Genomic DNA, 25,381 nt, shown 5'->3' with positions numbered 1-25,381 from the left:
CCCGCACGGGCAGGGCCGGGCGTGCCCGCGGGGGGACCCTTAGGGCCACACCCTGATGCGTCCGGGTCCGCCCGCGTGGAACCATCGGTGCCGTGGCAGCACCCGGTTCCGACTCCCGCCCCCTCGCCCCCGAGCCCGCGCCGCCCGGGGGTGGCGACCCGACCGCTCCCGCCGACGGGAAACCGCCCTACCGCCGGCTGTACCGCAGCCCGCAGGGGCGGATGCTCGGCGGTGTCGCGCACGGGCTCGCCGTGCACCTCGGACTGCCCGTCAGCTGGGTGCGGATCGCCTTCGTGATGCTGTTCTTCGCCCAGGGCCTCGGCGGGCTGCTCTACGCGGCGTTCTGGTTCGTGGTGCCGATCGGCATCGGCGAGCCCGCCCGGCGGGGCGGCGCGCACTGGGTGTACGTGAACGGCGCCTTCGTCCCGGTCGGCTCCTGGCAGGCGGGCGGCGGCGGGGAGCTGAGCAAGGACGGCCGGCGCGGCGGGTGGATCGGCCGGCTGCGCGAGGTGCTGCAGCACGCCCTGCGGGGCGAGCCGGTCGAGGCGGGCGAGGGGTCCGGCGCGTCCGGCGCCGCCGCGGGCCAGCGGCAGGGCGGGCTGGGCCAGCTGGCCGCGCTGGTGATGCTGGTGATCGGCGTGATCGCCCTGCTCAACGCGCTCAACGTGCAGACCGCCAAGCCCTACACCTGGCCGCTGCTGGCGATCGGCGTCGGTGTGGCGCTGGTCTGGCGGCAGGCCGACGACTCCCGCTGGCAGCGCTGGTTCGGACTGGAGGAGGGCGAGAAGCGGCGCGGCGCCTACACCCGGGTCGGCGCGGGCGTGCTGCTGGTGGTGGCGGGCATCATCGCCTTCCTGGCCACCCAGGGCGGCGGCTCGACGATCGGCTCGGTGATCGAGGCCTCGCTCGCGGTGCTGGCCGGCGTGCTCGTGCTGGTCGGCCCGTACGCGCTGCGGATGTGGCAGGACCTCGGCGCCGAGCGCACCGCCCGCATCCGCGCCCAGGAGCGCGCCGAGATCGCCGCCCACGTGCACGACTCGGTGCTGCACACCCTGACCCTCATCCAGCGCCGCGCCGAGGACCCCAAGGAGGTCCTGCGGCTGGCCCGGGCCCAGGAGCGCGAGCTGCGGCTGTGGCTCTACCGCCCGGAGGCGGTCGCCGAGCAGGCGCCGGACACCATGGCGGAGAGCCTGCGGGCGGTGGTCGCCGAGGTCGAGGACCGGCACGGCGTCCCGGTCGAGGTGGTGATCGTCGGCGACTGCCCGATGGACGAGCGGATCGCGGCGCAGATGCAGGCCGCGAGGGAGGCGACGGTCAACGCGGCCAAGTACGGTGGCGGGGGACCGGTCCAGGTCTACGCCGAGGTCGAGGGGAGGACCGTGATGGTGTTCGTCCGCGACCACGGCCCGGGCTTCGACCCGGACACGGTGCCCGAGGACCGGATGGGCGTACGCGAGTCGATCCTCGGCCGCATGAAGCGCAACGGCGGCACCGCACGGGTGCGGCCGGCGCCGGACGGCGGGACCGAGGTCGAGCTGGAGATGGAGAGAGCGAATGACTGAGGCAGCGCCGGAGCGCCGCGCGCGGGTCGTGCTGGTCGACGACCACCGGATGTTCCGGACGGGGGTACGGGCGGAGATCGGGCGCACCGAGGCGACCGGGATCGACGTGGTCGGCGAGGCCGACGACGTGGAGTCCGCGGTCCGGGTGGTCGCCGAGACCCGGCCGGACGTGGTGCTGCTGGACGTCCACCTGCCCGGTGGCGGCGGCGTCGAGGTGCTGCGCCGCTCGGCCGGGCTGATGGGGGACCCGGGGGGAGTCAGGTTCCTGGCGCTCTCGGTGTCGGACGCGGCGGAGGACGTGATCGGCGTGATCCGCGGCGGCGCCCGCGGCTACGTCACCAAGACGATCACCGGGACCGACCTGGTCGACGCGATCTTCCGGATCGCCGACGGGGACGCCGTCTTCTCGCCCCGGCTGGCCGGCTTCGTGCTGGACGCCTTCGCCGCCACCGACACCCCGCCGGTGGACGAGGACCTGGACCGGCTGACCCAGCGCGAGCGCGAGGTGCTGCGGCTGATCGCCCGCGGGTACGCGTACAAGGAGATCGCCAAGCAGCTGTTCATCTCGGTCAAGACGGTGGAGAGCCACGTCTCGGCGGTGCTGCGCAAGCTCCAGCTGAGCAACCGGCACGAGCTGACCCGCTGGGCCACCGCGCGCCGGCTGGTCTGACCGGCGCGTCCGCGACGAGCCCGCCCGGCCCCGCCGAGGGCCGGACGGGCTTGTCGGCGGGTGGCCATAGACTCGTCAGTGCCATGAGTAGCCTCTTTGACGACCTCCCGCTCCCCGGTTTCGAGGCCCCCGCCGCCGGGTCGAAGCAACCCGCGCCGCCGATCGACGAGGAGCCGCCGCCGTACGAGGACGACGTCCCGTACGACGCCTTCGAGGAGGCGATCCCGGACGGGCTGTTCCACACCGACCACGCCGCCGAGGCGGAGCGGGACGCCTGGTACCGCAACGGCGCCGCCCGGCCGGTGATCGACCCGGCCGCGCTGCTGGAGGGCATGAACGACCCGCAGCGCGAGGCCGTGCTGCACGCCGGCTCGCCGCTGCTGATCGTGGCCGGCGCCGGCTCGGGCAAGACCAGGGTGCTCACCCACCGGATCGCCCACCTGCTGGCCGCGCGCGGCGTGCAGCCGGGCGAGATCCTGGCGATCACCTTCACCAACAAGGCGGCCGGCGAGATGCGCGAGCGCGTCGAGCAGCTGGTCGGCCCGCGCGCCCGGGCGATGTGGGTCTCCACCTTCCACAGCGCCTGCGTGCGGATCCTGCGCCGCGAGTCCAAGCTGCTCGGCTTCACCTCGTCGTTCTCGATCTACGACGCCGCCGACTCGCAGCGGCTGATGGCCCTGGTCTGCCGCGACCTCGACCTGGACCCCAAGCAGTTCCCGCCGAAGTCCTTCACCGCGAAGGTCAGCAACCTCAAGAACGAGCTGATCGACGAGGAGACCTACGCCGACCAGGCCGCCAACCCGACGGAGAAGAAGCTCGCCGAGGCGTACTTCCTCTACCAGCGGCGGCTGCGCGAGGCCAACGCCCTCGACTTCGACGACATCATCATGACGACGGTGAACCTGCTCCAGGCCTTCCCCGACGTCGCGGAGCACTACCGGCGGCGGTTCCGGCACATCCTGGTCGACGAGTACCAGGACACCAACCACGCCCAGTACACGCTGGTCCGCGAGCTGAGCGGCGGCGCGGCGGCCGACGCCCCGAAGCGCACCGTCGACGGCGACTGGGTCGACCCGGCGGCCGGCCGGCTCGCCGAGGTGCCGCCCGCCGAGCTGTGCGTGGTCGGTGACGCGGACCAGTCGATCTACGCCTTCCGCGGCGCGACGATCCGCAACATCCTCCAGTTCGAGGAGGACTACCCGAACGCCACCACGATCCTGCTGGAGCAGAACTACCGCTCCACCCAGACCATCCTGAGCGCGGCCAACGCCGTCATCGAGCGCAACGCCAACCGGCGCGAGAAGAAGCTCTGGACGGCCGGCGAGGACGGCGAGAAGGTCGTCGGCTACGTCGCGGACGACGAGCACGGCGAGGCCCAGTTCATCGCCGACGAGATCGACCGGCTCACCGACGCGGGCACGGCCAAGCCCGGCGACGTCGCGATCTTCTACCGCACCAACGCGCAGTCCCGCGTCTTCGAGGAGGTGTTCATCCGGGTCGGCCTGCCGTACAAGGTGGTCGGCGGGGTGCGCTTCTACGAGCGCAAGGAGGTCAAGGACGTCCTGGCCTACCTGCGGGTGCTGTCCAACCCGGAGGACACCGTGCCGCTGCGCCGGATCCTCAACGTGCCCAAGCGCGGCATCGGCGAGCGGGCCGAGGCGATGGTCGACGCGCTGGCCGCGCGCGAGCGGATCTCCTTCGCGCAGGCGCTGCGGCGGGTCGACGAGGCGTACGGCATGGCCGCGCGCTCGGCGAACGCGGTGAAGAAGTTCAACGCGCTGATGGCCGGGCTGCGCCAGGTCGTCGAGTCCGGCGCGGGCCCCGCCGCGGTGCTGGAGGCGGTGCTGGAGGAGACCGGCTACCTCGCCGAGTTGCAGGCCTCCACCGACCCGCAGGACGAGACCCGGGTGGAGAACCTCCAGGAGCTGGCCTCGGTCGCCCTGGAGTACGAGCAGGACCCGGGCGAGCGCCCGGACGCGGGCGAGGACGGCGCGCCGCCGGTCGGCTCGCTGGCCGACTTCCTGGAGCGGGTGGCGCTGGTCGCCGACTCCGACCAGATCCCGGACGAGGACGAGGAGGGGCAGGGCGTCATCACCATGATGACCCTGCACACCGCCAAGGGCCTGGAGTTCCCGGTGGTCTTCCTGACCGGCATGGAGGACGGCATCTTCCCGCACATGCGGGCGCTCAACCAGGTCAAGGAGCTGGAGGAGGAGCGGCGCCTGGCGTACGTCGGGCTGACCCGGGCGCGGCAGCGGCTCTACCTGACCAGGTCGGTGCTGCGCAGCGCCTGGGGGCAGCCGTCGTACAACCCGGCCTCGCGGTTCCTGGAGGAGATCCCGGAGACGCTGGTGGAGTGGAAGCGCACGGGGGCGGCCTCGGCGCCGGCCTCCCGGGGCTTCTCCTCGGGGTCCTCCTGGGGCGGGAGGTCCTCGGCCGGGGGCGGCTCCTCGCGCGGGTCGGCCCAGGGCTCGCGCGGGTCGGCCGCCGGGGCCTCGCCGAAGGCGGGCTGGGGGCAGTCGGCGCGGCGTTCGGGCGCGGCGGTGGAGCGGGAGGCGGTCGCGCTGGCGGTCGGCGACCGGGTCACCCACGACACCTTCGGGCTGGGCACCGTGGTGGCCACCACCGGCGTCGGCGACAAGGCACAGGCCACCGTGGACTTCGGCTCGGAGGGGCGCAAGCAACTGCTGCTGCGCTACGCGCCGGTCGAGAAGCTGTAGGGCCCCGGGCCGGTCGGCCCGCGCTGTCCGTTCAGCGCGGGTCGAGGCCCTGGGCGAGGAACCAGGGCAGCGGGTCGACGGGCGCGCCGCCGCCGGCCGGGCGGATTTCGAGGTGCAGGTGCGGGCCGGTGCTGTTGCCGCTGCTGCCGACGAAGGCGATGACGTCGCCGGCCTTCACCGTGCCCTTGCGGATCTTGTACGAGCGCAGGTGGCAGTACCAGACCTCGGTGCCGTCGGCGGTCTTGAGGATGGTCATGTAGCCGTACGACGGATTCCACTGCGTGCGGATGGTGCCGTCGGCGACGGCCATCACCTGGGTGCCGCCGTCCACCGGGAAGTCGATGCCGGTGTGCCGCTTGGCCCAGTGGGTTCCGGCGGCGCCGAAGGCCTCGCCGACGCCGTGCTGGGCGACCGGCATCGAGATCGCGGGGCGCTGGGGCGCGGGCGGCTGGTCGGTGGCGGCGGTCTGCGCGGACGGCTGCCCGTTCGGGCCGTTCCGGCCCGCCGGGTCGGCCGCGCCGTCCTGGGTGCCGGCGAGCGGCTGGCGGGCGTCGCCGCGGGAGGCGGTCTGGTCGGCCTCGCCGGCGGCCAGCGCCTGCTGGGCGGCCTGCGCGGCCCCGGTCTGCGCGGCCCCGGTCTGCGCGCCGTCCGGGGCATCGGCGGCGGTGGCCTGCTCGGGGACCCGGCCGGCGGCCTGGGCGCGCTGCTGGTCGGCCTCGCCCTGGACGGTGACGGCCGCGGCGGCGGCGACGCCGAGCGCGGCCACCGAGGGCAGGGCGACCCGCAGCAGCGCGGTGCGGGTGGCGGCCTTGGCGGCGTCACGGCGCTGCGCCCGGGACTGCTCGCGGGCGGCGAGGCGCAGTTCCGCACGGGTCGGGCGAGCGGCTGCTTCGGGAGCCATCGCGGCTGCCTCCTCGGTGGGCCTCGGGCGCGTCGGCGGGCGGGTAGCGGGGGGTAAACGACCGTGACTGTAGCCGGAAGCCCGACATCCGGACAAAAGTCCGGTTGTCAAGGGGCTGGGGGTGTGCGGTTGCGGGGTAGAAGAGAGGAGGGGCGGTGGGCGGTCCTGTGATTTTCCCCTCGTCTTGAGGGGCGGTGCGGCCAACCGCGGCGGGTGACGCTACCCTCCCCTCAGATTGGTTATTGCTCGTTAACCTCGCCCGTGCCCCACAAGGTCCGGTGGGGGATGGACGACGAGGTCCGGGAGGCAGTGATGGGTGTGTCAGGACCGATCCGCGTGGTGGTCGCCAAGCCGGGGCTGGACGGCCACGACCGCGGCGCCAAGGTCATCGCGCGCGCCCTGCGCGACGCCGGTATGGAGGTCATCTACACCGGTCTGCACCAGACGCCGGAGCAGGTCGTCGACACCGCGATCCAGGAGGACGCGGACGGCATCGGCCTGTCGATCCTGTCGGGGGCGCACATGACGCTCTGCGCGCGGGTGCTGGAGCTGCTGAAGGAGCGCGACGCCGAGGACATCAAGGTGTTCTGCGGCGGGATCATCCCGGACGAGGACATCGTCGAACTGAAGGCGATGGGTGTCGCCGACATCTTCACCCCGGGCACGCCGACCGGCGACGTGGTCGCCTGGGTCGAGGCCAATCTGCGCGCCGCCGGCTGACAGCCGCCGAGGGGCCGGTGCCGGACGACGTCGCCGTCCGGCACCGGCCCCTTCGTCTGCGGGCCTCTTGGCGGTCCTCCGCGCGTCGTCCGGTCAGGCCGCCAGTTCGGCGAGCATCGCCTCGCGGAAGCGCAGCGTCCCGGCCAGCCGGGCGAAGGTCTCGCCCCAGGCGGTGGCGGGCGCGGCCCCGGCGGCCAGTGCCTCGACCGCCTCCGCGCTCTGCGGGGAGAGCGCGCGCTCGGTCATGCCGAGCACCCCGCTGTGGCTCCACGGGTAGGCGCCGGAGGCGGCGGCCCGGGCCAGCGCCTCGACCACCGCGGTGGACAGCGGCGGCGTCCAGGGGGTGGCGCAGGCACCGAGCAGCTGGAAGGAGTCGCCGAGGCCGTGCGCCTCGATGAAGGCGGCCGTCCAGGCGGCCCGTTCGGCGGGCGGGAGCACCGCGAGCAGCTTGGCGGGGGCGCCGGTGGTGCGGGCGGGGCGCCCGGGGCCGGGGACCGGCGCGGGGCCGAGCAGGGCGCGCGCCCAGCCGGCGTCCTGCTGGCGGACGGCGGCCCGGGCCCAGGCCTCGCGCAGGTCGTCCGCCCAGGTGCTGCTGGTCTCGTCGATGGCGTCGCCGACCCGCAGGGCGAGCAGCCGCTCGGGCGTCAGGCCGGTGTGCCCGGACCAGAGGGAGAGCGGAGCGGCGGCGATCACCTCGCCGAACCACCACGCCCGTTCGCCGCGCCCGGTGGGCGACTTGGGCGGTATGCCGTCGCGCTGCATGGCCGGGTCGCAGGAGGCGGGCGGGGTGACCAGCAGGTGCGTGCCATGGCCGGAGAGGCGCACGGCGGCGCGGGCGCGCTCGGCCATCCGGGTAGCCAGCGCGGAGCCGGGCAGGGTGGAGAGCAGTTCGGCGGCGGTGGCCCGGACGTTCTTGCTGCGGTCGCCGAGCGCGGCCTCCAGGAAGTCCTCGTCGGCGAGCGAGAGGCCCTCCTGGAGGGCGTCCAGGAACAGCAGCCGGTCCTCGGCGCGCTCGGTCGGCCAGGTGCCGCGCAGCAGCGCGAGGCCGGCCGCCGGGTCGCGGCGGCGGAGCAGGGTGAGGTGGGTGACCCGCTCGGCGAACAGGCCCTCGTGCCACAGGTGGTCGCCCTCGGCGGGCGCGGCGTCCTGCGTGCCCGCGGCGTCCGGGGCCTCCGGGGCGGGCACGGGCTCCTGCGCGGGCACGGGCTCCTGGGCGGCGCGCTGCACGAAGCGCCAGTCGGCGTTGCGCTCGGCGAGCCAGCGGCCGAGCGGACCGGCCAGCGCCACCGCGTCGGGCCGCAGTTCGCTGCGGGCGCGGGCGGCGTCCAGCAGGGCCGGGACACTGGCGGCGGGCACCCGGTAGCCGCGCTCGCGGGCGGTCGCGAGCCACTGCGGGAGCAGCTCGCCGACGTTGGCGAGCACGCCGTTGCCGCCGCGGGTGGAGAGCAGCAGCGAGAGCCGGCGCGCGGCGGCGGGCGGCAGTTCGGGGCGCGGGTCCTCGGCGGCCGGCCGGTCGGCCGGGGCGGCGGCCGGGGCGGGCAGCGCGCCGGCCCGGCGGCGGACCGTCTCCAGGGCGGCGAGTTCGAGCAGCGCGGCGGCCGGGTCGGCACGGTCGACGGCGCCGTCGTACGGCGCGGCCGGGCCGGGCGCGGGGAGCGGGCGGCGGTCGGTGCCCAGCAGGGCGGTGGTCTGCAGGGACTCCCAGGGGTCGGGCACGGGGCCTCCTCCTCCGGTGGAACGGGTGTGGGGTGGACGTCGGGCGGGGACGGGGCCGGCTCAGGCCGTGGTGAGGCCGATCGGGCGGCCGTCCCGCCCCCAGGCGGTGACCGGCGCGAAGCCGCGGTGGCCGTACTCGCCGAAGACGGTGAGCGGGCGGCCGGTGGAAACGGCGGCGAGCCGCCAGAGCGCGGCCTCCGGGACGGCGGCGCGGTGCAGCGGCACGGTGTGCCGGCCGTCGGTGAGGTGCCAGCCCTCCTCGGAGAGCACCGGGACGACCTCGGTGAGCACCGTCGGCCAGGCGTCCAGCCACGGGTCGTCGGCCACCGCGGTGCCGTAGCCGGCCACCGCCTCGGCGACGGACAGGCCGGGCGGCAGGCCGTCGGGCACCGGCGCGGGGGCGCCGTGGCGGGTGCCGAGGACGGCCCGCAGCGGGCGGGCGCCGGGGTGGAAGGCCAGCTCGGCCTCAACCACCTGGCCGGTGGGCAGGGCGAGTTCGGGGGCCTGCCCGGGGCGGCCGAAGGCGATCAGCAGGGCCGGGCGGCCGGTCTTGGCGCCGCGCAGCCAGAGCCGGCGGGTGGTCAGCCTCTCGTCCGTGCCCCCTTCCATGGGAGACGTGCGGCTGCCGAGGACCTGCCAGCGGTCCCGGACGGTCGGGCCGGCCAGCAGCTCGGCGGTCTCGGTGGTGTAGCCGACCCGGGCGCGGACCGTCGCGGCGAGCGGCGCGGGCAGCTCGTCGAGGCGGGTCGCGGCGGTGGCGAGCAGATGGAGCATCGCGTACTCCGCCAGCAGCCCCTGCTGCGGCACCGCGTCGAGTTCGCGGACCCGGGTGGCCAGCCCGGGTGCCTGGGCGTCGACCATGCGGGCCGCGACCTCCTCCCACGGGCCGGCGGTGGACTGGTCGGCGAGGCCGTGCCGGACCCGGTCGGCGAGCCGCAGCCGCAGCTCGGCGGCGCCCGCCGCGACCCGGGCCGAGCGCTTCTCGGCCCGGCGGCGGGCGGCGGCCGGGTCGGCCGGGGCCTCGGCCCGCACGGCCCGCTGCTCGGCGCGGTCCTGGCGGCCCTTCAGCCACGCGGCGGCCCAGTCGGTGGGCTCGGCGCCGTCGGGCACGGAGCCGGGCGAGCCGCTCCAGAGCAGCAGCAGCCCCAGGGCGTGCTTGCAGGGGAACTTCCGGCTCGGACAGGTGCACTGGTAGGCGGGCGTGGCGAGCTCGACGACCGTGCGGTACGGCGTGCTGCCGCTGCCCTTGCACTCGCCCCAGACCGCGTCGCCGTCGGTGCCCGCGGCGGACCAGGGCGCGGGCGCGGACAGCTTGGCGGCGGCCTTCTTCGAGGCGGCGTCGGGCGCCAGGGACAGGACGTGTTCGGTGCTCCAGCGTTCCTCCATGGCCACGACGGTAGGCGGCGGCACTGACAGTCGGTCCGGCCGTCGCGCCGCCGCCGGGGAGACCGAACTGAGGTCCGGTCAGGATTGTCAGTGGTCCGGTGCATGGTGGTTTCCACAGGCCGGGACGCCGGCCTGGCTCCCCCCGATCACCCCGTCGCCCGGGCATCCGTGTGCCCGGCGGCCGACCCGAAGGAGCCCCGATGACCGACGTCGTGACCGATGTCCTGCGGCAGCACGCCGAGGACGCGTTCGCCGCCGAGCTGACCGCGCTGGCCGCCCAGGACGACCGTCCGCGCCCGGAGCGCTGGAAGCTCTCCCCGTGGGCCGTCGCCACCTACCTGCTCGGCGGCGAGCTGCCCGACGGCACCGTGATCACCCCCAAGTACATCGGCCCGCGCCGGGTGGTGGAGGTCGCCGTCACCACCCTCGCCACCGACCGGGCGCTGCTGCTGCTCGGCGTGCCGGGCACCGCCAAGACCTGGGTGTCCGAGCACCTCGCCGCGGCGATCAGCGGCGACTCCACGCTGCTGGTGCAGGGCACCGCCGGCACCCCCGAGGAGGCCGTGCGCTACGGCTGGAACTACGCGCAGCTGCTCACCAACGGGCCGAGCCGGGAGGCGCTCGTCCCCTCCCCGCTGATGCGGGCGATGGCGGACGGCCGGATCGCCCGGGTCGAGGAGCTGACCCGCATCCCGGCGGACGTCCAGGACAGTCTGATCACCATCCTGTCCGAGAAGACCCTCCCGATCCCGGAGCTGGGCACCGAGACCCAGGCCGTGCGCGGCTTCAACGTGATCGCGACCGCCAACGACCGCGACCGGGGCGTCAACGAGCTGTCCAGCGCCCTGCGCCGCCGGTTCAACACCGTGGTGCTGCCGCTGCCCGGCTCGCTGGAGGAGGAGGTCGAGATCGTCAGCCGCCGGGTCGAACAGCTCGGCCGCTCCCTCCAGCTGCCCGAACTGCCCGGCGGTGCCGAGGAGATCAGGCGCGTGGTGACCGTCTTCCGGGAGCTGCGGGCCGGCATCACCACCGACGGCCGGACCAAGGTGAAGACCCCCAGCGGCACCCTCTCCACCGCCGAGGCCATCTCGGTGGTCACCAACGGCATGGCGCTCGCCGCCCACTTCGGCGACGGCGTGCTGCGGGCCGGCGACGTCGCGGCCGGCGTGATCGGCGCGGTGGTCCGCGACCCGGCCGCCGACCAGCAGGTCTGGCGCGAGTACGTCGAGGGCGTGGTCCGCGAGCGCGACGGCTGGAAGGACTTCTACCGCGCCGCCCGTGAGAACGCCCGCTGAACGGCACCGCCGTGCACCGCACGACCGTGCACCGCACGACCGCAAGCTCGGAAGACCCGGGAGGGAGAGCGCGATGAGCGCAGAGGTGACGCTGCTCGGCGTCCGGCACCACGGGCCCGGCTCGGCCCGCTCGGTGGCCGCCGCGCTGGAGCGGCTGCGACCGGACGCGGTCCTGGTGGAGGGGCCGCCGGAGGCCGACCCGATCCTCGGGCTGGCCGCGGAGAAGGACATGGTGCCGCCGGTGGCCCTGCTGGCCCACGCGGCCGACGACCCGGCCCGCGCCGCGTTCTGGCCGTACGCCGAGTTCTCGCCGGAGTGGGTGGCGATCCGCTACGCCACCGACCTCGGCGTCCCGCTCCGCTTCATCGACCTGCCGGCCGGCTTCACCTTCGCGGACGCCGCGCAGGCGGACGGTGACGGCGGCGCCGACGGGGAGGACGGCGCCGACGGGGAGGACGGCGACCTGCCGCGCGACCCGATCGCCCGGCTCGCCGAGGCCGCCGGCCACGACGACCCGGAACGCTGGTGGGAGGACGTGGTCGAGCACCGCCGCCCCGGCGGCGACGAGGACCCGCTCGCGCCCTTCGCGGCCGTCGCCGAGGCGATGACGGCGCTGCGCGAGGACGGCGGCGCGAGCCGGCGCGACGAGCAGCGCGAGGCGTACATGCGCCAGCAGATCCGCGCCGCCCGCCGGGCCGGCCACCAGCGGATCGCCGTGGTCTGCGGGGCCTTCCACGTCCCCGCGCTGGCCGCCATGCCGACCGTCGCGCACGACCGCGCACTGCTCGCCGAGCTGCCGAAGAAGGTGCGCACCGAGATCACCTGGGTGCCCTGGACGCACCGCCGGCTCTCCCAACTCACCGGCTACGGCGCGGGGATCGTCTCCCCGGGCTGGTACCACCACCTGCACCGCACGGACGGCGACCCGCTGCCCGGCTGGCTCACCCGGGTCGCCGGCCTGCTGCGCGCCGAGGACCACCCGGTCTCCTCCGCGCACGTCATCGAGGCCGTCCGGCTGGCCCGCACCCTCGCCGTGCTGCGCGGCCGACCGCTGGCCGGCCTCACCGAGACGCTGGACGCCGTCCGCGCGGTGATGTGCGACGGCTCGGACGTCGCCCTCGCGCTCGTCCGGGACCGGCTGGTGATCGGCGACGCGCTCGGTCAGGTGCCCGACGCCGCGCCCGCCGTCCCGCTCCAGCGCGACCTCGCCAGGCTCCAGCGGACCCTGCGGCTCAAGCCCGAACCCACCGCGCGCGACCTCGACCTCGACCTGCGCAAGGAGACCGACGCGGCCCGCTCCCGGCTGCTGCACCGGCTGCGCCTGCTCGGCGTCGACTGGGGCGCGCCGACCCGCTCCGCGGTCGGCTCCACCGGCACCTTCCGGGAGAGCTGGCGGCTTTGCTGGCAGCCCGAGTTCGCCGTCCGGATCGCCGAGGCCGCCCAGTGGGGCACCACGGTCGAGCGGGCCGCCGTCGGCAAGGCGGTCGGTACCGCCCGGGCCGCCGTCGAACTCGCCGAGCTCACCGGGCTGGTGGAGAGCTGCCTGGTGGCCGGGCTGGCCGAGGCGCTGCCCGCCGTGATGCGGGTGCTCGCCGACTGCGCCGCCCTGGACACCGATGTCGCCCACCTGGCCGGCGCGCTGCCCGCCCTGGTGCGCGCGCTGCGCTACGGCGACGTCCGGGGGACCGACCACGGCGCCCTCGGCGAGGTCGCCGGCGGCCTCGCCGACCGGATCTGCGTCGGCCTGCCGCCCGCCTGCACCGGCCTGGACGCCGCCGGGGCGGCCGCGATGCGCGGCCACCTCGACGAGGTGCACGGCGCGATCGGCCTGCTGGACGGGCCGGACGGCCCCGCCGCCGGACTCGCCGACCGCTGGGCCGCCACCCTGCGGGCGCTCGCCCGGCGCGAGCCCTCCGGCGGACCGGCCACCGGGGTGCCCGGCCTGCTGCGCGGGCGCGCCGTCCGGCTGCTGCTGGACGACGGCCGGCTCGACTCCGCGGAGGCCGGACGGCGGCTCGGCCTGGTGCTGTCCGCCGCCAACAGCCCGGCGGACGCGGCCGGTTGGATCGAGGGCTTCCTGACCGGCGGCGGCGCGCTGCTGCTGCACGACCCCCGGCTGCTCGGCCTGCTCGACGGCTGGCTGACGGGTGTTCCGGCGGAGGTCTTCACGGACGTGCTGCCGCTGCTGCGGCGGACCTTCGCCACCCTGGAGGCCGGGGTCCGGCACACCGTCGGCAGCCGGGTGGCGGCCGGCCCGCTCGGCCCCGGCAGTGCCGAACCGGCCGGGGAGGGCGTCGAGTTGGACCGGGTGCGGGCCGACGCCGCACTGCCCGTGGTCGCCCTGCTGCTCGGGCTGCCGGGCGGGACGGCGGAGCCGGGCGGGCACCTGCGGATCCCCCGGCAGGCCGAGGGCCGCGACACCTGACGGAGGCGGCCGTCCCGTTCCGGCCGCCTCTCCCTTCCGACCACAGACCACACGCAGAGGAGCCCCCGATGGCAGTCACCACCCCCGGCGCCGCGTCCGCCACCGACCCCGGCACCTCCGCCGACGAGCGGCTGCGCCGCTGGCGGCTGGTCCTCGGCGGCGAGGCGGACGGCACCGGCCGCACCCTGGGGGGCCGGGACGCCGCGATGGACGGCGCGCTCGCCGCGCTCTACCGCGGCGCCGGCGAGGACGGCCGGGCCGGGCAGCCGCGCTCCGGCCGCCGCGGCGCCGGCCTCGGCGGCTCGGCCCCGCAGGTGGCCCGCTGGCTGGGCGACATCCGCGAGTACTTCCCCTCCACCGTCGTCCAGCTGATGCAGCAGGACGCGATCAGCCGGCTCGGGCTGGAGCAGCTGCTGCTGGAGCCGGAGATGCTGGAGGCCGTCGAGCCGGACGTCCACCTGGTCGGCACGCTGCTCTCGCTCAAGCACGCGCTCCCCGAGACCACCCGGGAGACCGCCCGTGCGGTCGTCGGCCGGGTGGTCGCCGACCTGGAGCGCCGGCTCGCCGACCGCACCCGGGCCACCCTGGGCGGCGCGCTGGACCGCAGCGCCCGGGTCAACCGCCCGCGCCACCGCGACATCGACTGGGACCGCACCATCCGGGCCAACCTGAAGAACTACCTGCCCGAGCACGGCACGGTCGTCCCCGAGCGGCTGGTCGGCTACGCCCGCGCCCAGCGCGCGGTGAAGAAGGACGTCATCCTCTGCATCGACCAGTCCGGTTCGATGGCGCCGTCCGTGGTGCACTCGGCGGTGTTCGGCGCCGTGCTCGCCTCGATGAAGAGCCTGGACACCCGGCTGGTGGTCTTCGACACCTCCGTGGTCGACCTCACCGAGCAGCTCACCGACCCGGTCGACGTGCTGTTCGCGACCCAGCTCGGCGGCGGCACCGACATCAACCGGGCGCTCGCCTACTGCCAGTCCCGGATCACCCGGCCGGCCGAGACGATCGTCGTGCTGATCAGCGACCTCTACGAGGGCGGCATCCGCGACGAGATGCTCAAGCGGGTGGCCGCGATGAAGGCGGCCGGCGTCCAGTTCATCGCCCTGCTGGCGCTCTCCGACGAGGGCGCGCCCGCCTACGACCACGCGCACGCCGCCGCGCTGGCCGCGCTCGGCGCCCCGGCCTTCGCCTGCACCCCCGACGTCTTCCCGGAGATCATGGCGGCGGCGATCGAGAAGCGCCCGATCCCCGTCCCGGACCAGGGGGTGTGAGACGGGGCACGGGGCCGGGACTGTGAACGGAGCTGTCGGCCCGGCCGTCAACGCGACGGAGCCAGCCTCACCCGGACGGCGGAACCCGGGGCGCGGCCGGGCGGGGACGCCCGTCCGGGCGCCCGGCGTACGCCCCCTAAACTGTCCTGTGACGGTTCTCACCAAAGACGGGCAGGCCTCGGGCGAAACACGCCCGTCGTACGGGGATAACCTGCCAGACGGACGTGACGCGCGTGTTGATTGACGTGTGCGCCCGTGGCTGTGTGGGCCGCAAGGCCGTACTTCTGCGTACCCGCACCGCCCCGACGACCCGCAGCGAAGATCCTGCCGTGGCACGCTCGTAGAGACACAATCCGCGACCACGAACAAGGACAAACACGTGGACCTGTTCGAGTACCAGGCGAGGGACCTCTTCGCCAAGCACGGCGTGCCCGTGCTTGACGGCGATGTCATCGAGACCGCCGCAGACGCTGCCGCCATCGCGGAGCGCTTCGGCGGCCGCGCCGTCGTCAAGGCTCAGGTGAAGGTGGGTGGCCGAGGCAAGGCCGGCGGCGTGAAGCTCGCCGCCGACCCGGCGGACGCCGTCGCCAAGGCCGAGCAGATCCTCGGCATGGACATCAAGGGCCACACCGTGCACAAGGTGATGCTGGCCCAGACCGCGGACATCCAGGAGGAGTACTACGTCTCCTACCTGCTCGACCGCGCCAACCGCACCTTCCTGGCCATGGCCAGCGTCGAGGGCGGCATGGACATCGAGGAGGTCGCGGCCACCAAGCCCGAGGCCCTCGCGAAGATCGCGGTCGACGCGAACGAGGGCGTGACCGAGGCCAAGGCCCGCGAGATCGTCGAGGCCGCGAAGTTCCCGGCCGAGGTCGCCGACCAGATCGCCGATGTCCTGCAGACCCTGTGGACCGTCTTCATCAAGGAGGACGCCCTCCTGGTCGAGGTCAACCCGCTGATCAAGTCCGGCGACGGCAAGATCATCGCGCTCGACGGCAAGGTCTCCCTGGACGAGAACGCCGACTTCCGCCAGCCGGAGCACGAGGCGCTCGAGGACAAGGCCGCCGCCAACCCGCTGGAGGCCGCCGCCAAGGCCAAGGGCCTCAACTACGTCAAGCTCGACGGCGAGGTCGGCATCATCGGCAACGGCGCGGGTCTCGTCATGAGCACCCTCGACGTGGTCGCGTACGCCGGTGAGAAGCACGGCAACGTCAAGCCCGCCAACTTCCTCGACATCGGTGGCGGCGCCTCCGCCGAGGTCATGGCGAACGGCCTGGAGATCATCCTCGGCGACACCGACGTCAAGTCGGTCTTCGTCAACGTCTTCGGCGGCATCACCGCGTGCGACGCGGTCGCCAACGGCATCGTGCAGGCCCTCGCCCTGCTCGAGGAGAAGGGCGAGGCGGTCACCAAGCCGCTGGTCGTCCGCCTCGACGGCAACAACGCCGAGCTGGGTCGTCAGATCCTGACCGACGCCAACCACCCGCTCGTCGAGCAGGTGGACACCATGGACGGTGCGGCCGACCGCGCCGCCGAGCTGGCCAACAAGTAAGGAAGGGGACTTTCACACCATGGCTATCTTCCTTACCAAGGACAGCAAGGTCATCGTTCAGGGCATGACCGGCTCCGAGGGCATGAAGCACACCCGCCGCATGCTCGCCTCCGGCACCCAGATCGTCGGCGGTGTCAACCCGCGCAAGGCCGGCACCACCGTGGACGTCGACGGCACCGAGGTGCCCGTCTTCGGCACCGTGGCCGAGGCCATCGAGAAGACCGGTGCCGACGTCACCGTCATCTTCGTGCCGCCGGCGCACACCAAGAGCGCCGTCGTCGAGGCCATCGACGCCGAGATCGGCCTGGCCGTCGTCATCACCGAGGGCGTCCCGGTGCACGACACCGCCGCCTTCTGGGCCCACGCCGGCTCGAAGGGCAACAAGACCCGGATCATCGGCCCGAACTGCCCCGGCCTGATCAGCCCCGGACAGTCGAACGCCGGCATCATCCCGGCCGACATCACCAAGGCCGGCAAGATCGGCCTGGTCTCGAAGTCCGGCACCCTGACCTACCAGCTCATGTACGAGCTGCGGGACATCGGCTTCACCTCGGCCGTGGGCATCGGCGGTGACCCGGTCATCGGCACCACCCACATCGACGCCCTCAAGGCGTTCCAGGAGGACCCGGAGACCGAGCTCATCGTCATGATCGGTGAGATCGGTGGCGACGCCGAGGAGCGCGCCGCGGCCTTCATCAAGGAGAACGTGACCAAGCCGGTCGTCGGCTACGTCGCGGGCTTCACCGCCCCCGAGGGCAAGACCATGGGCCACGCCGGCGCCATCGTCTCCGGCTCCTCGGGCACCGCGCAGGCGAAGAAGGAGGCCCTTGAGGCCGCCGGCGTCAAGGTCGGCAAGACGCCGTCCGAGACCGCTCGCCTGGCCCGTGAGCTGATCAAGGGCTGACGCCCTCCCCGCTCGCACACCACGGCGCCCCGTCCGGGAATCCGGGCGGGGCGCCGTGCTGTCCGGTCGCGCGGCGGCTTTCAGCCGGTGGCCGGGCAGGGGTGCAGGGACCAGGGCGGCGCGCAGCCCTGCGGTTCGGCGGCCACGATCCGTGGCGGGGGGAGCGCCTCGGCGGCCCGCCCGCCCGTCGGCGGCCGGTACGGCCCGTCGCGGGGCGGCGGCGGATCCAGCACGACCGGCTCCAGCCCCGGCGTCGGCGAGCACCAGAGGCTGCGGATCCCCGACGGCGGACCGTCCGCCAGCAGGGGCAGCGGCGCGTCCGGATCGGTCGCCGAGGTGGGGAACGGCGCGCAGAGCGAGGGCGGCGGCGGACCGGGCGGCCGGAACAGCTCACCCGGCCCCCCGCCCGCCAGCGTCGCCACCACCGCGCCGCCGACCGCGGCCGTCAGCAGCGCCGCCGCCCCCGTCCGGCCCGCGTTCGCCAGCCCGTGCCGGGCCCGCAGCAGCGGCACCGGCGCCCGGTGCGGCTGCGGCGCCCCGCGCACCGCCGCCCGGTGCATCAGCGCGCAGAGCCGGTCGGCGAACCCGTCCGCCGCCGGATCCGGCCCGACCAGCTCGGGCACCCACCGCACCAGCGCCGCCCGCGCCGCCCACACCCGCCCCTCGGCGGCCGTCACCGTCGACTCCACCTCCACCGCCACGGCGGCGGCCGGCATCCCCAGGCCGTCGTGCAGCACCAGCGCCCGCCGCCGCGGCCGGGACAGCCGGCGGAGCGCCTTGAGCAGCGCGCGGTCGTGGTCGGTGAGGCGGTCGTGGTCCGGCAGCACCGCCTGGGCCTCGTCCGCCGGGCGCACCTTGATCCGGCGGTGCGGCAGCCGCCAGACGTGCGTGCGCCGCGGCCCGCCCCGGTGCCACGGCGACAGCGCCAGCTCGAACGCCCGCGCCCGCACCCACGCCTCCGGATCGCCGCCCGCGACCGCCGCCGCCCACCGCCGCCGCGCCTCGCCGAACGCCCGGCCCACACAGTGCACGGCCCGGTGCCTGCACGCGGTGAGCAGGAACACCTGCTGCACCAGCCGGGTGTGCGCCGCCTCGTACACCTCCTCGAACCCCGTCCCCGGCCCGTCGCCGCGCCCGGTCGCCGCCCGGTCGCCGCCGGTCCCGCCGGCCGGCCCCGGCGCGTCCGGTCGTCCGGCGGTCGCGGCGGCCGGCTTCGCGGCCGCGCGAGTGCGTCCGGCCGTCGCCGACCCGGGTGCGGTCTTGCGGTCCCGTCCCGGCGGCGTCGGCCCGCCGGTGGCCGCCGTGGCCGACTCCTTCGCCGTCGCCCGGCGGTCGTCGCGTTCTGCCGATCCGCGACCGGCGTCGGCCGCGCGCTCGGCGGCCTCGCCGCCGTCTCGCCCCGCAGTCGACGGCTGCCCTGTCATCGCCTGCCCGGCGGACACGGTCCGCGGCTTGCCCCCGCCCCCGGCCGTCCGACGCGCGGTCGGGTCCTTGCCAATCAGGCCGGGGTCGCGGACGCCCCGCGGTCGGTTGGTGCCGGCGGCGTCCGCCTCCGGACGGTGGGTGTCCTCCTGCCGTGTCGGCGAGGCCATGGCGACCGGGCCCGTGCCGGGCGGGGCCGCCGCCTCGGCGCGGCCCGTTCGCGCGTCGGCCGAGGCCGGGCCGCCCGGCGTGGCGGCTGCGGTGTCCCGGCCCGGTGTGTGCGTCGGGGCGGGTGCGCCGGGCGTGTCGCGGAGGGCCCGTTCGCCGTCGGCCGGGGTGCCCGGTTCCGTCCTGCCGTCGACCCCGGTCGTTGCCGGGGTGTCGGTTCTCGCGCGGGCGGCGGGGTCGCCCAGTGCGGCGGCTGCCGCAGCGCCCCGCTCGGGGGATGGCCGTTCGCCGTCGGCCGGGGGCCTTGGCTCCGCCCGGTCGCCGGTCCTCGCGGCGCCGCGTCGCGGCTTTGCGTCGGCGGAGTTCGGGCGGGCCTCGTCGGTGGCGTCCGGGGTGGACAGCAGGGCGGCGAGGGCGGTGATCTCGTCCTGGGTGCGGGTACCGAGCTTGCGCAGGGCCCGGTGCTGGTAGCTGCGGGCGGTCGTGGTGGTGACACCGAGGGCGGCGGCGGTCTCCGCGAGGTCCCGGCCGGCCGCCAGGTGGGCGAAGGCCTGGGCCTCACGTGCCGTCAGCCGGCGCAGCAGGCCGGCGGCCGCGTCCTGCCCGGGCGGTGCCTGGCCCTTCCCGGCGGGGGCGGCGGTGCCCCGGCCGTGTCCGGACCCGGCCTTGGCGGGGCGCCCCTTCCCGCTGCGGCTCTGCGTCGCGGGCGCGGGCTGGTTGCCGGGGTGTTCGACGGTCGGGGGCTTGGTCATCAGACGCTCCTGGCCGGGTCGGTCGCGGCGGCGAAAGGGCATGGTCTGAAAATGCGCATAAACCCATAATCTGGGACACCCCGGCGGTTTGCCTCTTCATGGAGCATGGCGAGTCGCCTTGGCACGATGTGGGCCATGACGCAGCTGACGGGTCGTCCGATTCTGGAAGCGCCGGGCGAACTGGGTGCCAGGCCCGGGCTGTCCGCCCTGCTCGCCGGGGTCCGGACGGCCCTGCTGGGGCTCTGCGCCGTCACCGTCCCGGTGCTCGGGCTCTGGGTGGTGACGCCGTACGCGGACGGGGGCGCGTCCGGGGCGCTGCGGCTGGTGGCGGCGCTGTGGCTGCTCGGGCACGGCGCGCCGGTGCTGCGCGGGGCGGCCGAGGCGCCGTTGACGGTCACCCCGCTGCTGCTCGGTCTCCTGGCGGTGGGCCAGTTGGCCCGGACGGCGGGCCGGGTGACGGCGCGGAACGCGGGACGGCCGGGGCGCGGCGGGGCTCCGGCGGTCTGGGCGGGGTACTGCGCGGTGGCGTGCGGGGTGGTGGTGCAGTGCGCGGGGCCGGGGGACTTCCGGGCCCGGGTGCTGCCGGACCTGGTCGCGGTCGCGCTGGTGGCGGGGCTGGCGGTGGCGGCCGGGGCACGGGGGTGCGGCGCGGCCGGAGCGGTGACGGGCCTGCTGGAGCGCGGGCTGGCGCGGCTGCCGGGGCCGTTGCGGCCGGTGGGCGGCGCGCCGGTGGTCCGGGCGGCGGTGCTGGCGGCCGGGAGCGGGCTCCTGGCGGCCGGCGGGCTGGTGGTGGCGGGGGCGGCGGTGCTGGCCACGGTGGGATCGAGCGGCGCGCCGGAGGTGTTCACGGGCGGGCCCGCGGCGGTGGTGGGGGTGCTGCTGGTGAGCCTGGCACTGCTGCCGAACGCGGTGCTCTGGGGTGCGGCGTACGCGCTCGGCCCGGGGTTCGCGGCGGGGGAGGGGACGGTGGTGTCGCCGGCGCGGACGGTGCTGGGGCCGGTGCCGGACTTCCCGCTGTTCGCCCTCCTCCCGGAGCCGGGTGCGGGCGGCTGGCGGCTGGTGGTGTGCGTGCTGCCGGCGCTGGCGGGCGTGGTGCCGGGGCTGCTGCTGGGCCGGGCGGCCGCCTTCGGCGGCGGGCGGGCCGCCGGCCGGGCCGGCCCGCGCGCCCCGTGGCCGCTGCCGGCCACCGCCGCGGCGGCGCTGGCGGCGGCACTGCTGGCCGGGGTCGCGGCAGCGGGGCTCGGCGGCCTCTCCGGCGGGGCGGTGGCGGCGGGCCGGATGGCCTGGCTGGGGCCGGTGCCGTGGTGGACGGGCCTGGCCGCGACCGCCTGGGTGGCGGCCGTCGCGACCCCGACCGCCCTGCTGACCCGCTTCCGCCTGCTCCGCCCGGCCGCCGGCCGCGGGTCCCTCGTCCCCAGGGCGCTCGCTCTGCCCGCGCGCCGGGGCGCACTCCTGCTGCGCGCCCGCGCGCACGCGGCCGTCACCCGCCTGTCGGGAACCCCGGCCGGAACGCCCGACGGCGCGGCCGGCGCGGACGGTGCCGGCCCGGCCCGCTGACCGGATCAGGGCCGGATCAGGGTCGGACCAGGGCCGGACCAGGGCCGGACGAGGGGCGGGCCGGGCACGCCCGGCACGCCCGGCGCCGGGTCTGCTCGCCCCGGCGCCTACTCGCTCGGCTTGGTGATGTCCACGTACCACTGCGGCGCGAGGCGCTCGCAGCCGTCGGCGCCGCTGGAGGTGAGGGAGTCCCGGACACAGGTGATGTAGTCGTTGTAGTACAGCGCCAGGCCGAGGACGGAGGAGACGAAGACCACCGTCATGGCGCCGGTGAGGATGCCGGCCAGGGCGGCCGGGGTGAGCGGGTTCGGTGCGGTGGGGCCGCCGGGCGCAGCGGCGGCCGGGGCGGCCGTGGCGTCGGCGGTGGCCGGCTTGGGGGCGCGCATGGCGGAGACGCCCCAGGCGATGGCGAGCGCGCCGAGGAACAGGGCGACGTAGTGCAGCGTCGCGAAGGCGCAGACCAGCGCGCCCATGCCGGCCAGCGCGGCGTTGCGGGCCTTGCGCTGGGCGGGGTCGGTCGGGTCGAGCCGGGGCGGCTGCGGCGCGGACGGGCGGGGGTGCCAGCCGCCGCCCTGGTAGCCGGGGCTCCAGGGGTGCGGCGGCGGGACGAGCGGGCGCTCGTCCGGGTCGCCGTCCTGGCCCTCGGGGCCCTCGGAGCCGTCGGAGGGGCGGGGAGCGCGCGGTCGCCACGGCTGGTCGGGGGCATCCGCCGGCGGCGGCGCGAAGGGGTTGCGCTCGCCGGTGTCGTCACCGCTGCTCATGGTTCAGCCATTCCTTCTCGGTCGGTGGGGCGGGTGCCCGCGCCACCCTATGATCCCGCAGGCCCTTGTGGGGGCTCCGGGCGCGTCCGGGGTGGGCCGGTCGTCGGCGGCCCGCCGGGTCCGGTGGGACCGGCGGGACGCCCGGGGACGGCCCGGCGAGATCCCCGTCTCAGCTACGCGCGTAGCCCTCGACGGTGTTTCGGAGGCCGTCCGACCAGCCGTTATGGTGGTGACGGTCAGCAGCTCCCACGGGTTCCCCGGGTGCCCGCGTCGCGGCGGGTTGGCCAGGAGTTCCCCCTCGCTCGACCTGCCGTTCGTAGTGGCCCCACCGCCGGTGGACGTACCAGCGCACGGCGCCCGACCTACGGAGAATCGCGCAGTGGCCGCCGCCCCCGCCCAGCTCTTCCCGCCCCGCACGCCCGGACCGGCCCGCCTGGTGGTGCTGGTCTCCGGCTCCGGCACCAATCTCCAGTCGCTGATCGACGCCGCCGCCGACCCCGCGTACGGCGCGGAGATCCTCGCCGTCGGCGCGGACCGCGACGGCATCGCCGGCCTGGAGCGCGCCGAGCGCGCCGGCCTGCCGGTCTTCGTGCACCGGGTGAAGGACCACCCGGACCGCGCGGACTGGGACCGCGCGCTGACCGCCTCCGTGGCCGGGTACGAGCCGGACCTGGTCGTCACGGCCGGCTTCATGAAGATCCTCGGCCCCGAGTTCATCGCGGCCTTCGCCGGACGGATCGTCAACACCCACCCCGCGCTGCTGCCCTCCTTCCCCGGCGCCCACGGCGTCACCGACGCGCTGGCGTACGGGGTGAGGGTCACCGGCTGCACCGTCCACCTCGTCGACGCCGGCGTCGACACCGGGCCGATCATCGCGCAGGGCGTCGTCGAGGTCCTCGACGCCGACCACGCCGATGGCGGCGAGGCGCTGCACGAGCGCATCAAGACAGTCGAGCGCAAGCTGCTCGTCGACGTCGTGGGCCGGCTGGCCCGCGAGGGTCACCGCATCGAGGACCGAAAGGTATGGATTCCGGCATGAGCGCCGCCCCCACCACCACTCCCGTCTCCGAGAACGTCCGGCCGATCCGGCGCGCCCTGATCAGCGTGTACGACAAGACCGGTCTGGAGGAGCTGGCCCAGGGCCTGCACGCCGCCGGGGTCGCCATCGTCTCCACCGGGTCCACCGCCGGCCGGATCGCCGCCGCGGGCGTCCCGGTGACCGAGGTCTCCGAGCTGACCGGCTTCCCCGAGTGCCTGGACGGGCGCGTGAAGACGCTGCACCCCCGCGTGCACGCCGGCGTGCTCGCCGACCTGCGCCTGGAGTCGCACCGCGCGCAGCTGGCCGAGCTGGGCGTCGAGCCCTTCGACCTGGTCGTGGTGAACCTCTACCCGTTCAAGGCCACCGTCGCCTCCGGCGCCACCCCGGACGAGTGCGTCGAGCAGATCGACATCGGCGGCCCGAGCATGGTCCGCGCCGCCGCCAAGAACCACCCCTCGGTGGCCGTCGTGGTCGACCCGGCCCGCTACCAGGACGTGCTCGCCGCCGTCGGGCAGGGCGGCTTCGACCTGCTGACCCGCAAGCGGCTGGCCGCCCAGGCCTTCGCGCACACCGCCGCCTACGACGTCGCGGTGGCCAACTGGTTCGGCGAGTCCGGGTACACCGGGACCGAGGAGGCCTTCCCGGCCTTCCTGGGCTCCGCCTACGAGCGCCAGAACGTGCTGCGCTACGGCGAGAACCCGCACCAGGGCGCCGCGCTCTACACCGACGGCAGCGGCGGCCTGGCCGGTGCGCGGCAGCTGCACGGCAAGGAGATGTCGTACAACAACTACGTCGACACCGACGCCGCCCGCCGCGCCGCCTACGACCACGCCGAGCCGGCCGTCGCGATCATCAAGCACGCCAACCCGTGCGGCATCGCGACCGGCGCCGACGTCGCCGAGGCGCACCGCAAGGCGCACGAGTGCGACCCGGTCTCGGCGTACGGCGGCGTGATCGCCGTCAACCGCCCGGTCACCGTGGAGCTGGCCGAGCAGATCGCCCCGATCTTCACCGAGGTCGTGGTGGCCCCCGGTTACGAGGACGGCGCCGTCGAGGTGCTGGCCCGCAAGAAGAACCTGCGGGTGCTGCTGGCCCCCGGGGCCCCGGCCAACCGCCAGGAGGTGCGCCCGGTCTCCGGCGGCGTGCTGCTCCAGGACGCCGACCGGGTGCACGCCGAGGGCGACGACCCGGCGACCTGGACGCTGGCCACCGGCGAGGCGCTGCCCGAGGCCGAGCTGGCCGAGCTGGCCTTCGCCTGGCGGGCCTGCCGGGCCGTCAAGTCCAACGCGATCCTGCTGGCCAAGGACGGCGCCTCGGTGGGCGTCGGCATGGGCCAGGTCAACCGGGTCGACTCCTGCAAGCTCGCGGTCGAGCGGGCCGGTGAGCGGGCCAAGGGCGCGTACGCGGCCTCCGACGCCTTCTTCCCGTTCGCGGACGGCCCGGCGATCCTGATCGCCGCCGGTGTGCGGGCGATCGTCCAGCCGGGCGGCTCGATCCGCGACGAAGAGGTGATCGCGGCCGCCGCCGAGGCCGGGGTGACCATGTACCTCACCGGCACCCGGCACTTCTTCCACTGATCCGACGACAGAGCGGCCCGGTCCCCTCCACCGAGGGGGCCGGGCCGCTCCGCCGTGCGCGCTACTTCTTGATCACCAGGGTGCCGGCGGCACGGTCGTGCCAGCCCTGCAGCTTCCCGGAGTTGTCGAAGAACGGCGACAGGTAGACCAGCAGCGTGCCGATGTAGCAGAGGAACGCGCCCACGACCGGGATGATGAAGCGGATGAAGCCGCCGCCCAGGCCCGGGGTCCGGCCGGTGTTCTCCTTGACCACGCGCAGGCCCAGGGCCAGCTTGCCCAGGGTCGCGCCGGCGAAGGAGACCATCAGCCACTCGTAGAGCAGGTTGAACACCGACAGCACGCAGATCATGATCATCATGGTGGCGAAGAGGCCGGCCGCGGCGTCGTTCTGCTGCTGGATGCAGTCGTTGTAGCTGATGGTCCCGTAGTTGTACTGGCTGCAGTCGTCGGCGTCCTTGACGATGCCGAGCGCACTGGCCAGACCGAGGGCCATGACCAGGGTGAGGACCGCGGTGATCGCCAGGGCGTCGATCAGGCGCGCCAGGAAGCGCTGGCCCATGGTCGCGATCTTCACGGTGCCGAGCTGGGCGATGTTGATGTAGCCGTTGTTCGCCTGGATGGTGCCCGGCATCGGCTGGTACCCGTACGCCTGCGGCGGCTGCTGCTGGGGGTAGCCGTACCCGGCCGCCTGCGGCTGCTGCGGCGGCTGCTGGGGGTAGCCGTAGCCGGCGGCCGGCGGGGCCTGCTGCGGGTAGCCGTACCCGGGCTGCGGCGGCTGCTGGGGCTGGTTGTACGGGTTGTTCGGGTCGGGCGGGTAGCTCATCGATGACTCCGTGCGGATGGGAACACGTGGGGACGGGACAGCGGAGGGCCCGGAACAGGCCGGCGGGTCGGGCGGCCGGTCGGACGGGACGTCAGCGGAGCGCACTGGCGCCGGGCGCGGACGCGGACCGGGGGCGGACTACCGCTCAGGGCCGTGG

The 25,381-nt window shown here is 75.6% G+C and carries 18 protein-coding genes; 12 read left to right on the top strand and 6 right to left on the bottom strand.

The genetic code is table 11. The features are described from left to right. Positions 1 to 197: 197 nt before the first annotated feature. The 3 genes from ABT238_RS19595 to pcrA all read left to right on the top strand — a co-directional run bounded on the left by ABT238_RS19595 (position 198) and on the right by pcrA (position 4,952). Positions 198 to 1,562, top strand: coding sequence for an ATP-binding protein (locus ABT238_RS19595; protein ID WP_350570610.1), 1,365 nt, complete (start codon positions 198 to 200; stop codon positions 1,560 to 1,562). Next, complete coding sequence (locus tag ABT238_RS19590; protein ID WP_350570597.1) at positions 1,555 to 2,232, top strand: LuxR C-terminal-related transcriptional regulator; 678 nt, start codon at positions 1,555 to 1,557, stop codon at positions 2,230 to 2,232. The genes ABT238_RS19595 and ABT238_RS19590 overlap by 8 nt, the downstream gene beginning before the upstream one ends. A gap of 83 nt (positions 2,233 to 2,315) precedes the next feature. Then, the gene (pcrA, locus tag ABT238_RS19585) at positions 2,316 to 4,952 is read left to right on the top strand and encodes a DNA helicase PcrA (RefSeq protein WP_350769696.1); all 2,637 of its coding nucleotides are present in this window, start codon (positions 2,316 to 2,318) and stop codon (positions 4,950 to 4,952) included. Between the two features lie 31 nt (positions 4,953 to 4,983). Here pcrA and ABT238_RS19580 read toward each other — a convergent pair whose 3' ends face one another. Next, a complete protein-coding gene (locus tag ABT238_RS19580) occupies positions 4,984 to 5,853 on the bottom strand; it encodes a M23 family metallopeptidase (protein WP_350570594.1) in 870 nt (289 codons plus the stop codon). A 312-nt stretch (positions 5,854 to 6,165) separates the two neighbouring features. Here ABT238_RS19580 and icmB point away from each other — a divergent pair, with 312 nt between their 5' ends. After that, positions 6,166 to 6,573, top strand: a complete 408-nt coding sequence (gene icmB / locus ABT238_RS19575; protein ID WP_350570593.1) for a coenzyme B12-dependent isobutyryl CoA mutase small subunit — start codon at positions 6,166 to 6,168, stop codon at positions 6,571 to 6,573. A gap of 93 nt (positions 6,574 to 6,666) precedes the next feature. Here the strand turns inward: icmB and ABT238_RS19570 are convergent, their stop codons facing one another. Together ABT238_RS19570 and ABT238_RS19565 are read right to left on the bottom strand one after the other, a co-directional pair. Further along, on the bottom strand, positions 6,667 to 8,289 hold the full coding sequence (locus tag ABT238_RS19570; protein WP_350769677.1) for a DUF5691 domain-containing protein: 1,623 nt from the start codon (positions 8,287 to 8,289) through the stop codon (positions 6,667 to 6,669). 60 nt (positions 8,290 to 8,349) lie between these two features. Next, complete coding sequence (locus ABT238_RS19565; protein WP_350769670.1) at positions 8,350 to 9,675, bottom strand: SWIM zinc finger family protein; 1,326 nt, start codon at positions 9,673 to 9,675, stop codon at positions 8,350 to 8,352. 200 nt (positions 9,676 to 9,875) lie between these two features. On the opposite strand from ABT238_RS19565, the gene ABT238_RS19560 reads away from it, so the two are divergent. From ABT238_RS19560 to sucD, 5 genes are all read left to right on the top strand, one after another. Continuing rightward, positions 9,876 to 10,970 (top strand): ATP-binding protein, encoded by a 1,095-nt coding sequence (locus tag ABT238_RS19560; RefSeq protein WP_350570590.1) that lies wholly within the window; start codon positions 9,876 to 9,878, stop codon positions 10,968 to 10,970. 73 nt (positions 10,971 to 11,043) lie between these two features. Then, the gene (locus tag ABT238_RS19555; protein ID WP_350769654.1) at positions 11,044 to 13,395 is read left to right on the top strand and encodes a DUF5682 family protein; all 2,352 of its coding nucleotides are present in this window, start codon (positions 11,044 to 11,046) and stop codon (positions 13,393 to 13,395) included. A gap of 68 nt (positions 13,396 to 13,463) precedes the next feature. Continuing rightward, the gene (locus tag ABT238_RS19550) at positions 13,464 to 14,669 is read left to right on the top strand and encodes a VWA domain-containing protein (protein ID WP_350570587.1); all 1,206 of its coding nucleotides are present in this window, start codon (positions 13,464 to 13,466) and stop codon (positions 14,667 to 14,669) included. 379 nt (positions 14,670 to 15,048) lie between these two features. Then, entirely contained in the window at positions 15,049 to 16,221 is a 1,173-nt protein-coding gene (gene sucC, locus ABT238_RS19545) for an ADP-forming succinate--CoA ligase subunit beta (RefSeq protein ID WP_350570585.1), read from the top strand. 19 nt (positions 16,222 to 16,240) lie between these two features. Beyond that, positions 16,241 to 17,125: a succinate--CoA ligase subunit alpha gene (sucD, locus tag ABT238_RS19540; RefSeq protein ID WP_350570583.1), complete on the top strand. Its 885-nt coding sequence runs from the start codon at positions 16,241 to 16,243 to the stop codon at positions 17,123 to 17,125. Between the two features lie 80 nt (positions 17,126 to 17,205). Here the strand turns inward: sucD and ABT238_RS19535 are convergent, their stop codons facing one another. Continuing rightward, the gene (locus ABT238_RS19535) at positions 17,206 to 19,467 is read right to left on the bottom strand and encodes a LuxR C-terminal-related transcriptional regulator (protein ID WP_350769616.1); all 2,262 of its coding nucleotides are present in this window, start codon (positions 19,465 to 19,467) and stop codon (positions 17,206 to 17,208) included. A gap of 135 nt (positions 19,468 to 19,602) precedes the next feature. Here ABT238_RS19535 and ABT238_RS19530 point away from each other — a divergent pair, with 135 nt between their 5' ends. After that, positions 19,603 to 21,024: a cell division protein PerM gene (locus ABT238_RS19530; protein ID WP_350769602.1), complete on the top strand. Its 1,422-nt coding sequence runs from the start codon at positions 19,603 to 19,605 to the stop codon at positions 21,022 to 21,024. A 107-nt stretch (positions 21,025 to 21,131) separates the two neighbouring features. On the opposite strand, the gene ABT238_RS19525 is transcribed toward ABT238_RS19530, so the two are convergent. Then, positions 21,132 to 21,785, bottom strand: a complete 654-nt coding sequence (locus ABT238_RS19525; protein WP_350570578.1) for a hypothetical protein — start codon at positions 21,783 to 21,785, stop codon at positions 21,132 to 21,134. A 379-nt stretch (positions 21,786 to 22,164) separates the two neighbouring features. Here ABT238_RS19525 and purN point away from each other — a divergent pair, with 379 nt between their 5' ends. Together purN and purH are read left to right on the top strand one after the other, a co-directional pair. After that, complete coding sequence (purN, locus tag ABT238_RS19520) at positions 22,165 to 22,824, top strand: phosphoribosylglycinamide formyltransferase (protein WP_350570577.1); 660 nt, start codon at positions 22,165 to 22,167, stop codon at positions 22,822 to 22,824. Next, positions 22,821 to 24,401 (top strand): bifunctional phosphoribosylaminoimidazolecarboxamide formyltransferase/IMP cyclohydrolase, encoded by a 1,581-nt coding sequence (gene purH, locus ABT238_RS19515; RefSeq protein ID WP_350570575.1) that lies wholly within the window; start codon positions 22,821 to 22,823, stop codon positions 24,399 to 24,401. The genes purN and purH overlap by 4 nt, the downstream gene beginning before the upstream one ends. A 61-nt stretch (positions 24,402 to 24,462) precedes the next feature. On the opposite strand, the gene ABT238_RS19510 is transcribed toward purH, so the two are convergent. Beyond that, positions 24,463 to 25,224, bottom strand: a complete 762-nt coding sequence (locus ABT238_RS19510; RefSeq protein ID WP_350570573.1) for an RDD family protein — start codon at positions 25,222 to 25,224, stop codon at positions 24,463 to 24,465. Positions 25,225 to 25,381 lie beyond the last annotated feature (157 nt).

It is taken from the genome of Kitasatospora sp. NPDC001527, from assembly GCF_040298605.1.
In the GTDB taxonomy this organism is placed as follows: Bacteria; Actinomycetota; Actinomycetes; order Streptomycetales; family Streptomycetaceae; genus Kitasatospora.
This window is presented reverse-complemented; position numbering and strand designations above follow the sequence as displayed.

Coding starts and splice junctions, on each gene's coding strand:
- ABT238_RS19590 (WP_350570597.1), top strand. CDS start 1,555: ATGACTGAGGCAGCGCCGGAGCGCCGCGCGCGGGTCGTGCTGGTCGAC.
- pcrA (WP_350769696.1), top strand. CDS start 2,316: ATGAGTAGCCTCTTTGACGACCTCCCGCTCCCCGGTTTCGAGGCCCCC.
- ABT238_RS19580 (WP_350570594.1), bottom strand. CDS start 5,853: ATGGCTCCCGAAGCAGCCGCTCGCCCGACCCGTGCGGAACTGCGCCTC.
- icmB (WP_350570593.1), top strand. CDS start 6,166: ATGGGTGTGTCAGGACCGATCCGCGTGGTGGTCGCCAAGCCGGGGCTG.
- ABT238_RS19565 (WP_350769670.1), bottom strand. CDS start 9,675: ATGGAGGAACGCTGGAGCACCGAACACGTCCTGTCCCTGGCGCCCGAC.
- ABT238_RS19560 (WP_350570590.1), top strand. CDS start 9,876: ATGACCGACGTCGTGACCGATGTCCTGCGGCAGCACGCCGAGGACGCG.
- ABT238_RS19555 (WP_350769654.1), top strand. CDS start 11,044: ATGAGCGCAGAGGTGACGCTGCTCGGCGTCCGGCACCACGGGCCCGGC.
- ABT238_RS19550 (WP_350570587.1), top strand. CDS start 13,464: ATGGCAGTCACCACCCCCGGCGCCGCGTCCGCCACCGACCCCGGCACC.
- sucD (WP_350570583.1), top strand. CDS start 16,241: ATGGCTATCTTCCTTACCAAGGACAGCAAGGTCATCGTTCAGGGCATG.
- ABT238_RS19535 (WP_350769616.1), bottom strand. CDS start 19,467: ATGACCAAGCCCCCGACCGTCGAACACCCCGGCAACCAGCCCGCGCCC.
- ABT238_RS19530 (WP_350769602.1), top strand. CDS start 19,603: ATGACGCAGCTGACGGGTCGTCCGATTCTGGAAGCGCCGGGCGAACTG.
- ABT238_RS19525 (WP_350570578.1), bottom strand. CDS start 21,785: ATGAGCAGCGGTGACGACACCGGCGAGCGCAACCCCTTCGCGCCGCCG.
- purH (WP_350570575.1), top strand. CDS start 22,821: ATGAGCGCCGCCCCCACCACCACTCCCGTCTCCGAGAACGTCCGGCCG.
- ABT238_RS19510 (WP_350570573.1), bottom strand. CDS start 25,224: ATGAGCTACCCGCCCGACCCGAACAACCCGTACAACCAGCCCCAGCAG.